4 protein-coding genes and 1 pseudogene are annotated in these 6,442 nt (G+C 38.2%); 2 read left to right on the top strand and 3 right to left on the bottom strand.

Features of this window, described 5'->3' with window-relative positions:
• The first annotated feature begins 148 nt into the window (after positions 1 to 148).
• The gene (locus ACILQF_RS09265; RefSeq protein WP_395627130.1) at positions 149 to 1,573 is read left to right on the top strand and encodes a hypothetical protein; all 1,425 of its coding nucleotides are present in this window, start codon (positions 149 to 151) and stop codon (positions 1,571 to 1,573) included.
• 140 nt (positions 1,574 to 1,713) lie between these two features.
• On the opposite strand, the gene ACILQF_RS09260 is transcribed toward ACILQF_RS09265, so the two are convergent.
• Both ACILQF_RS09260 and katG read right to left on the bottom strand, forming a co-directional pair.
• A complete protein-coding gene (locus ACILQF_RS09260) occupies positions 1,714 to 2,805 on the bottom strand; it encodes an alkene reductase (RefSeq protein WP_395627129.1) in 1,092 nt (363 codons plus the stop codon).
• Between the two features lie 193 nt (positions 2,806 to 2,998).
• Positions 2,999 to 5,221 carry a catalase/peroxidase HPI gene (gene katG, locus ACILQF_RS09255; RefSeq protein ID WP_395627128.1) on the bottom strand — a complete coding sequence of 741 codons (2,223 nt, stop codon included), beginning with the start codon at positions 5,219 to 5,221 and terminating at the stop codon, positions 2,999 to 3,001.
• Between the two features lie 312 nt (positions 5,222 to 5,533).
• On the opposite strand from katG, the gene ACILQF_RS09250 reads away from it, so the two are divergent.
• Positions 5,534 to 6,034: a DUF2911 domain-containing protein gene (locus ACILQF_RS09250; RefSeq protein ID WP_395627127.1), complete on the top strand. Its 501-nt coding sequence runs from the start codon at positions 5,534 to 5,536 to the stop codon at positions 6,032 to 6,034.
• A gap of 161 nt (positions 6,035 to 6,195) precedes the next feature.
• On the opposite strand, the pseudogene ACILQF_RS09245 reads toward ACILQF_RS09250, so the two are convergent.
• A pseudogene (locus ACILQF_RS09245) lies at positions 6,196 to 6,442 on the bottom strand (lipid-A-disaccharide synthase); the annotation flags it as partial.

The following is a 6,442-nucleotide window of genomic DNA, read 5'->3' as shown; positions in this document are numbered from 1 at the left end:
GAAAAACATAGCTTAACCGGTGTTAAGGATCCGGAAAAAGAGAACCCAATGAATAGTGGAAATCTTTTTACTAAGCAAATAATTATTTGATAACAGTCTTTATTTTTTTTCATAGCTTCGAAATTATATTTTTAAAAAAATAATTTATATGCCAATTTTATCAAACTATACAGATGGTTTTTTTAATGTAAGTGCTCAACATGGTTTTTTACCCGTAAAAGCTCCGATGGAAACATTGCCGGCAGTTTATTCTGACCTGCAGGCTGTACTTGATGCTATGCCAGTGGTCCTTTCTGAGAACGAATATGGATTATTAAACACTCCAAATGCAATCATTAAACCTGTGTTTGAGATAAAAAACCATGTTGCTGAAATTGAAAAAGAAGAGAATATATTTATATTACAAGCCCTGTTCCGTTCTTATAGTTTTTTAGCCTCTGCCTATTTATTGGAACCTTCCTTTCAGCAATTTAAAATAGATGGGAAATATGGAAAAGCACGAAATATACTACCTGAAAATATAGCGATTCCATTTTGCAGGGTAGCGGAAAAGCTAAATGTGTTTCCATGGCTGGATTATCATTATGCTTACTCTTTAGGTAATTATAAAAAAATAGACCCTAACGGTGATTTAAACTGGGAAAATATTGCTATGTGCAATAAATTTTCGGGACAGCCGGATGAAGCAGGTTTTATCATGCTACATGTAGATATAAACCGATACTCTGCAAATCTGGTTGGTTCGGTAATGGGTACAATTCAAGCATTGCATAACGGGGAAAAAGATGTTTCCGAATTGCTTGAAAATAACTGGTCGACCATGAAACAGATGAATATTCGCCGGAAAGAAATGTGGAAAGCTTCCAGATGGCAACATTATAATGATTTCAGGGTCTTTATCATGGGGGTAAAAGGCAATACCGATTTATTTGGCGAGGGGGTTTTATATGAAGGCGTTTGGGATGAGCCTAAAGCATTCCGCGGACAAACGGGGGCTCAAGATGATATTATCCCAATGCAGGATATTTTTTCGGGTGTGATATTCTATTACCCACAGAATGAACTCACCAAGTATTTATTAGACTTACGCCAATACCGCCCTAAATGCGTACAGGAATTTTTCATCGACCTAGAAACATCAATGAAAGAAGTACATCCTAAAGGACTTATGGGTAAGTTAGTTGACCATGCTGATGCAAACAGCTTATGTTATTTGTTAGGCATTTTGGAAGAAATTTATCACTTCAGAAATGGACATTGGCAGTTTGTCCAGAAGTACATTATGGCCAATACTAAATATGCTTACGCAACCGGAGGCACACCCATTACTTCCTGGATACCTAATCAAATCATGTCTGTTATTCATCAAATGGAAGATGTTGCTGCTGCAATTAAAAACTTAGGTGGCGCAAAGCAGGAATCAGCACAAACTCTTTTTGAAAAGAATATTAAACTATTGCCAACTAAACGGAGTTTATTAGAAGGCCAGCTAGAACTTATTCATAAAAATGATTTTTCGGCAGAAGCAGTGTTCGCATTAAACCAAAAATTTGGATATGATGACACTGAATAAAAAAATCCAACCTTTTTATCTATCATTTCTATGAAAAATTCTATCTAGATTCTATTTTTTTCTTTTGATCTAATCCAGCTATTCAGGCATGCACAGACGGTCAACTGATAACAGACAACCGACAACACCCAACTGTCAGCTTAATCTAATGCAGGATAATCCGTATAACCCTTAGCACCTGGAGTATAAAAAGTTGCCTGATCAGCTTGATTCAAAGGAGCATCAATTTGAAAACGCTTTACTAGGTCTGGATTTGCAATAAATGGAACACCAAAAGCAACCAAATCCGCATCGCCATTTTCTAATACCTTGATAGCAGTTTCTTTAGTAAAGCCTTTGTTTATCATTAATGTACCCTTGTACAATGGTCTAAAATGTTTGGCGACTTCAGTAACTGCAAATGGCAAATGATCCACCGGCGCAAAAGGCTCTGTTAAATGTACATAAGCAAGTCCATATCCATTCAGGCGGTCAATAATATAATCAAAAGTTGGTATGGTAAGTTCGTCCATGGTCATACCCATGAAGCCGTGCATGGATGGATTAAAACGGATTCCCACTTTATTCATATCTATAACTTCCTTCATTTGATTAAGCGTTTCAAACAAAATACGGGTTCTGTTTTCGATACTGCCACCATAATTATCTGTACGATGATTTGAAGTACCATTAAAAAACTGATGAAATAAATATCCATTTGCAGCGTGTATTTCAACTCCGTCAAAACCTGCTTTTAAAGCATTGGCAGCGCCATTCTTAAAATCCAGAATAGTTTGCTGAATATCTTCAATGGTCATTTCTTTAGGAGTAACCGTGTCTACAAATCCATTGATGGTATATGACTTTTCGTTCGGGTTTATTGCCGAAGGAGCATGCGGTAACTCCCCATTGTGAAAATCTGGGTGAGATAAACGGCCAACATGCCAAAGTTGAGCAAAGATCTTCCCTCCTTTTGCATGAACCGCATTAGTAACCAATTTCCAGGCCTCAACTTGAGCATCAGAATAAATTCCGGGAACATTGATATATCCTACAGCCTTGGTACTAACCGGAACACCCTCTGAAATAATGAGACCCGCCGTAGCGCGTTGCTCATAATATTCGGCAGTTAAGGAAGTGGCAACATTAGCTTCATTATCTGAACGACTCCTGGTCATAGGTGCCATTACCATTCTGTTTTTAAGTCCCAGGCCAGACAGGTTATATGCCGAAAACAAGATTGAATTTTCCATGATATATAGATTTTTGATTATGGGGATTAATAAATAAAAAGAGGTGGCCTGATAAAGACCACCTCTTTAAAACATTTTGATTTATTAACCTGTGATCAGTATTGATCTGTGGTCGGTGTTGACCTGTGGTCGGTGTTTTCACCGTACCACAACATCACCGTACCACAACATCACCGTACCACAAATACCGCACTTATGCTAATTCGAAACGATCTAAGTTCATCACTTTAGTCCATGCTGCTACAAAATCCTGAGCAAAACGCTCTTTGTAATCTGCAGACGCATAAACCTCTGCAAGTGCACGTAGCTCAGAGTTCGATCCGAAAATAAGGTCAAAACGAGTACCTGTCCACTTGATATCACCTGTTGCACGATCGTGACCAACAAATACATCTTTCGATTCTGATGATGTTTCCCACTTAGTACTCATATCTAACAAGTTAACAAAGAAATCGTTTGTTAATGTTTCGGGAGCTTTGGTGAATACCCCATGCTGACTTCCATAATTATTTGCATTAAGAACACGCAAACCTGCCACTAAAACAGTCATTTCAGGGGCAGTTAATGTAAGCAACTGTGCTCTATCCAATAACATTTCTTCTGCATAGCGGTCAATTACTGGCTGATTAACATGGTTACGGAAACCATCAACCTTAGGCTCTAAGTATGAGAATGATTCAACATCTGTTTGCTCTTGTGTTGCATCGGTACGGCCAGCAGTGAAAGGTACTGTCAGGTTATGACCAGCCTTCCTTGCAGCTGCTTCGACAGCAGCAGAGCCACCTAGAACAATTAAATCTGCAATAGAAACCTTCTTTCCACCTGATTGCTGACTATTGAAATCTGCCTGAATTTTTTCTAAGGCAGACAATACGATAGCAAGTTTTGCTGGCTGATTTACGGCCCAATCCTTCTGTGGAGCTAAACGAATACGTGCACCATTTGCACCACCACGCTTATCAGAACCACGGAAAGTAGCTGCTGAAGCCCATGCAGTACTAACTAATTGAGAAATACTTAATCCTGAAGCAAGAATCTTCGCTTTTAAAGTAGCTACATCTTGATCATCAATTAATTTATGATCAACAGCAGGAAGTGGATCTTGCCAAATTAATGTTTCCTTTGGAACTTCTTTACCTAAATAACGAGAAACTGGTCCCATATCACGGTGAGTTAACTTAAACCAAGCCTTCGCAAAAACATCTGCAAATTCAGCAGGATTTTCATGGAAACGTCTTGAAATTTTTTCATAAGCAGGATCAACTCTCAAAGCCATATCTGCCGTTGTCATAAAAGGAGCATGTCTTTTAGAAGGATCGTGAGCATCAGGTACTAAATCTGCCGCTGCTCCACCCTCTGGTGCCCATTGTTGTGCACCAGCCGGGCTCTTAGTTAATTCCCATTCGAAGCCAAATAACATATCGAAATAAGAATTATCCCATTCAATTGGCGTTGGAGTCCATGCACCTTCTAAACCACTAGTAGTGGTATCAGCTCCTTTACCAGTACCAAATTTATTGATCCAACCGAAACCTTGCTGCTCAATTGGTGCACCTTCAGGCTCAACACCTACCAGAGCTGCATCTCCAGCACCGTGGGTTTTACCGAATGTATGTCCACCAGCCACAAGCGCTACAGTTTCTTCATCATTCATCGCCATACGAGCAAATGTTTCACGAATGTCCCTTGCTGATGCTAATGGATCTGGATTACCATTAGGACCCTCAGGGTTTACATAAATCAAACCCATTTGAACAGCTGCAAGTGGATTATCTAATTGACGATCTCCTTTGTAACGCTCATCACCTAACATGGTAGTTTCTGGTCCCCAGTAAATATCTAATTCTGGCTCATAAACATCTTCACGACCGCCAGCAAAACCAAAAGTTTCAAAACCCATTGATTCTAAAGCTACGTTTCCTGCAAGAATCATTAAATCTGCCCATGAAATTTTACGTCCGTATTTTTGCTTTATTGGCCATAACAAACGACGAGCCTTATCTAGGTTACCATTATCTGGCCAACTATTTAAAGGCGCAAAACGTTGCGTTCCAGCACATGCTCCTCCACGACCATCACCCACACGGTAGGTTCCGGCACTGTGCCATGCCATACGAATGAAGAAAGGACCATAATGTCCGTAATCTGCTGGCCACCAATCTTGAGAATCAGTCATTAATGCAACTAAATCTTTCTTCAAAGCATCGAAATCAATGCTATTGAATTCTTCTGCATAATTAAAATCCTTACCGTAAGGATTTATCATTGCAGAATTTTGATGAAGAATTTTAAGATTTAGTTGATTAGGCCACCAATCTGCATTTGATAAAGATCCGGCTGCTGTGTGTCTTTGTGATGCTGCCATAAAGGGGCATTTTCCTGCATCTGAAGATGAGCTATTGTGTGTATGTTCCATAATTTTGTTAATTTTTCTTCTATTACAAAGTTAAGATTTTATCTGGTCAATACTGTTCAATAAAATCTATGCACTTATAGACAAAATCTATAATATTTTAAAAAAATATAGGAATTGTGAATAGCATTATAATAACTTAATAAAAAACCAACACCAAAAAAAATTGTTAATTTCTGGTGTGATCATACTTTTTTAATAAAACAATGTCAGCACTATCGCCTGTATTAAAATTTTATTTTTTTATTGTAAAAATCTTATTGATTTTAAATATTCTTCTGTCCTTTTATATATTTGTTAAAAACCAAAAAAAACATGAAAAAAGCAATCGTTTTATTAATGATCACAGGTCTATTTAACGCATTTACAGCATGCGCACAAAGACCAAGTCCACCAGCTAAAGTGTCTGAAACCACAACTGCAGGCCTAAAAATCACCATCGACTACAGTCAGCCGGCCGTAAAAGGCAGAACCATCGGAAAAGATATTGCTCCTTTTGGTGAAGTTTGGCGCACAGGCGCTAATGAAGCAACTTGGATGGAAGTGAATAAGGATGTGAAAATTGAAGGCAAGGCCTTAAAAGCTGGCAGATATGGCATCTGGACTATCCCAGGAGAGAAAGAATGGACCCTTATATTTAACAGTAAATCTAATGTAAGTGGTACTGCTTACAGCGAGGCCGATGATGTTCTTCGTGTCAAGGTAAAACCAGGAAAATCAACGAGTTTTAGTGAGCGCATGACTTTTTCTATCGCTAAAAATGGAGTGGTTTCTTTAGTTTGGGGAGATTACCTCATCAATTTCAATGTAAAATAATCCAATATCTCCATGAAACCTTGAAAATTAGGGTTTCATGGAGATTTAATGACCCTCTACAATGATTCGAATTTATTAAGGTTTAGAAATCACATTTGAATTTATCTGACTTAAACCTCCTTCTGCAAATCTGCAAAAAACGTTTTCTTTACAAACCAGAACTAAAATTTCAAATACTTAATCATCAATTCTGCTGCACGTTCAGATGCACCAGGCTGACCCATTCTTGAAGCCAACTTCTCATAATTTTGTAACATATGCTTCCTATAGGATTGATCATTCATTATCAAATCAATCTCGGCACTAATTTTTTCGCCGGAGCAATCTTCCTGAATAAGCTCTTTTACCACATCATCATCCATCACCAAATTAACAAGCGATATATATTTGATATTTACCAACATACGG

The organism is Daejeonella sp. (genome assembly GCF_044232565.1).
In the GTDB taxonomy this organism is placed as follows: Bacteria; Bacteroidota; Bacteroidia; order Sphingobacteriales; family Sphingobacteriaceae; genus Daejeonella.
This window is presented reverse-complemented; position numbering and strand designations above follow the sequence as displayed.

Bases quoted from the DNA above. Each gene is read 5' to 3' on its own strand.
- ACILQF_RS09265 (WP_395627130.1), top strand. From the start codon at position 149: ATGCCAATTTTATCAAACTATACAGATGGTTTTTTTAATGTAAGTGCT.
- katG (WP_395627128.1), bottom strand. From the start codon at position 5,221: ATGGAACATACACACAATAGCTCATCTTCAGATGCAGGAAAATGCCCC.
- ACILQF_RS09260 (WP_395627129.1), bottom strand. From the start codon at position 2,805: ATGGAAAATTCAATCTTGTTTTCGGCATATAACCTGTCTGGCCTGGGA.
- ACILQF_RS09250 (WP_395627127.1), top strand. From the start codon at position 5,534: ATGAAAAAAGCAATCGTTTTATTAATGATCACAGGTCTATTTAACGCA.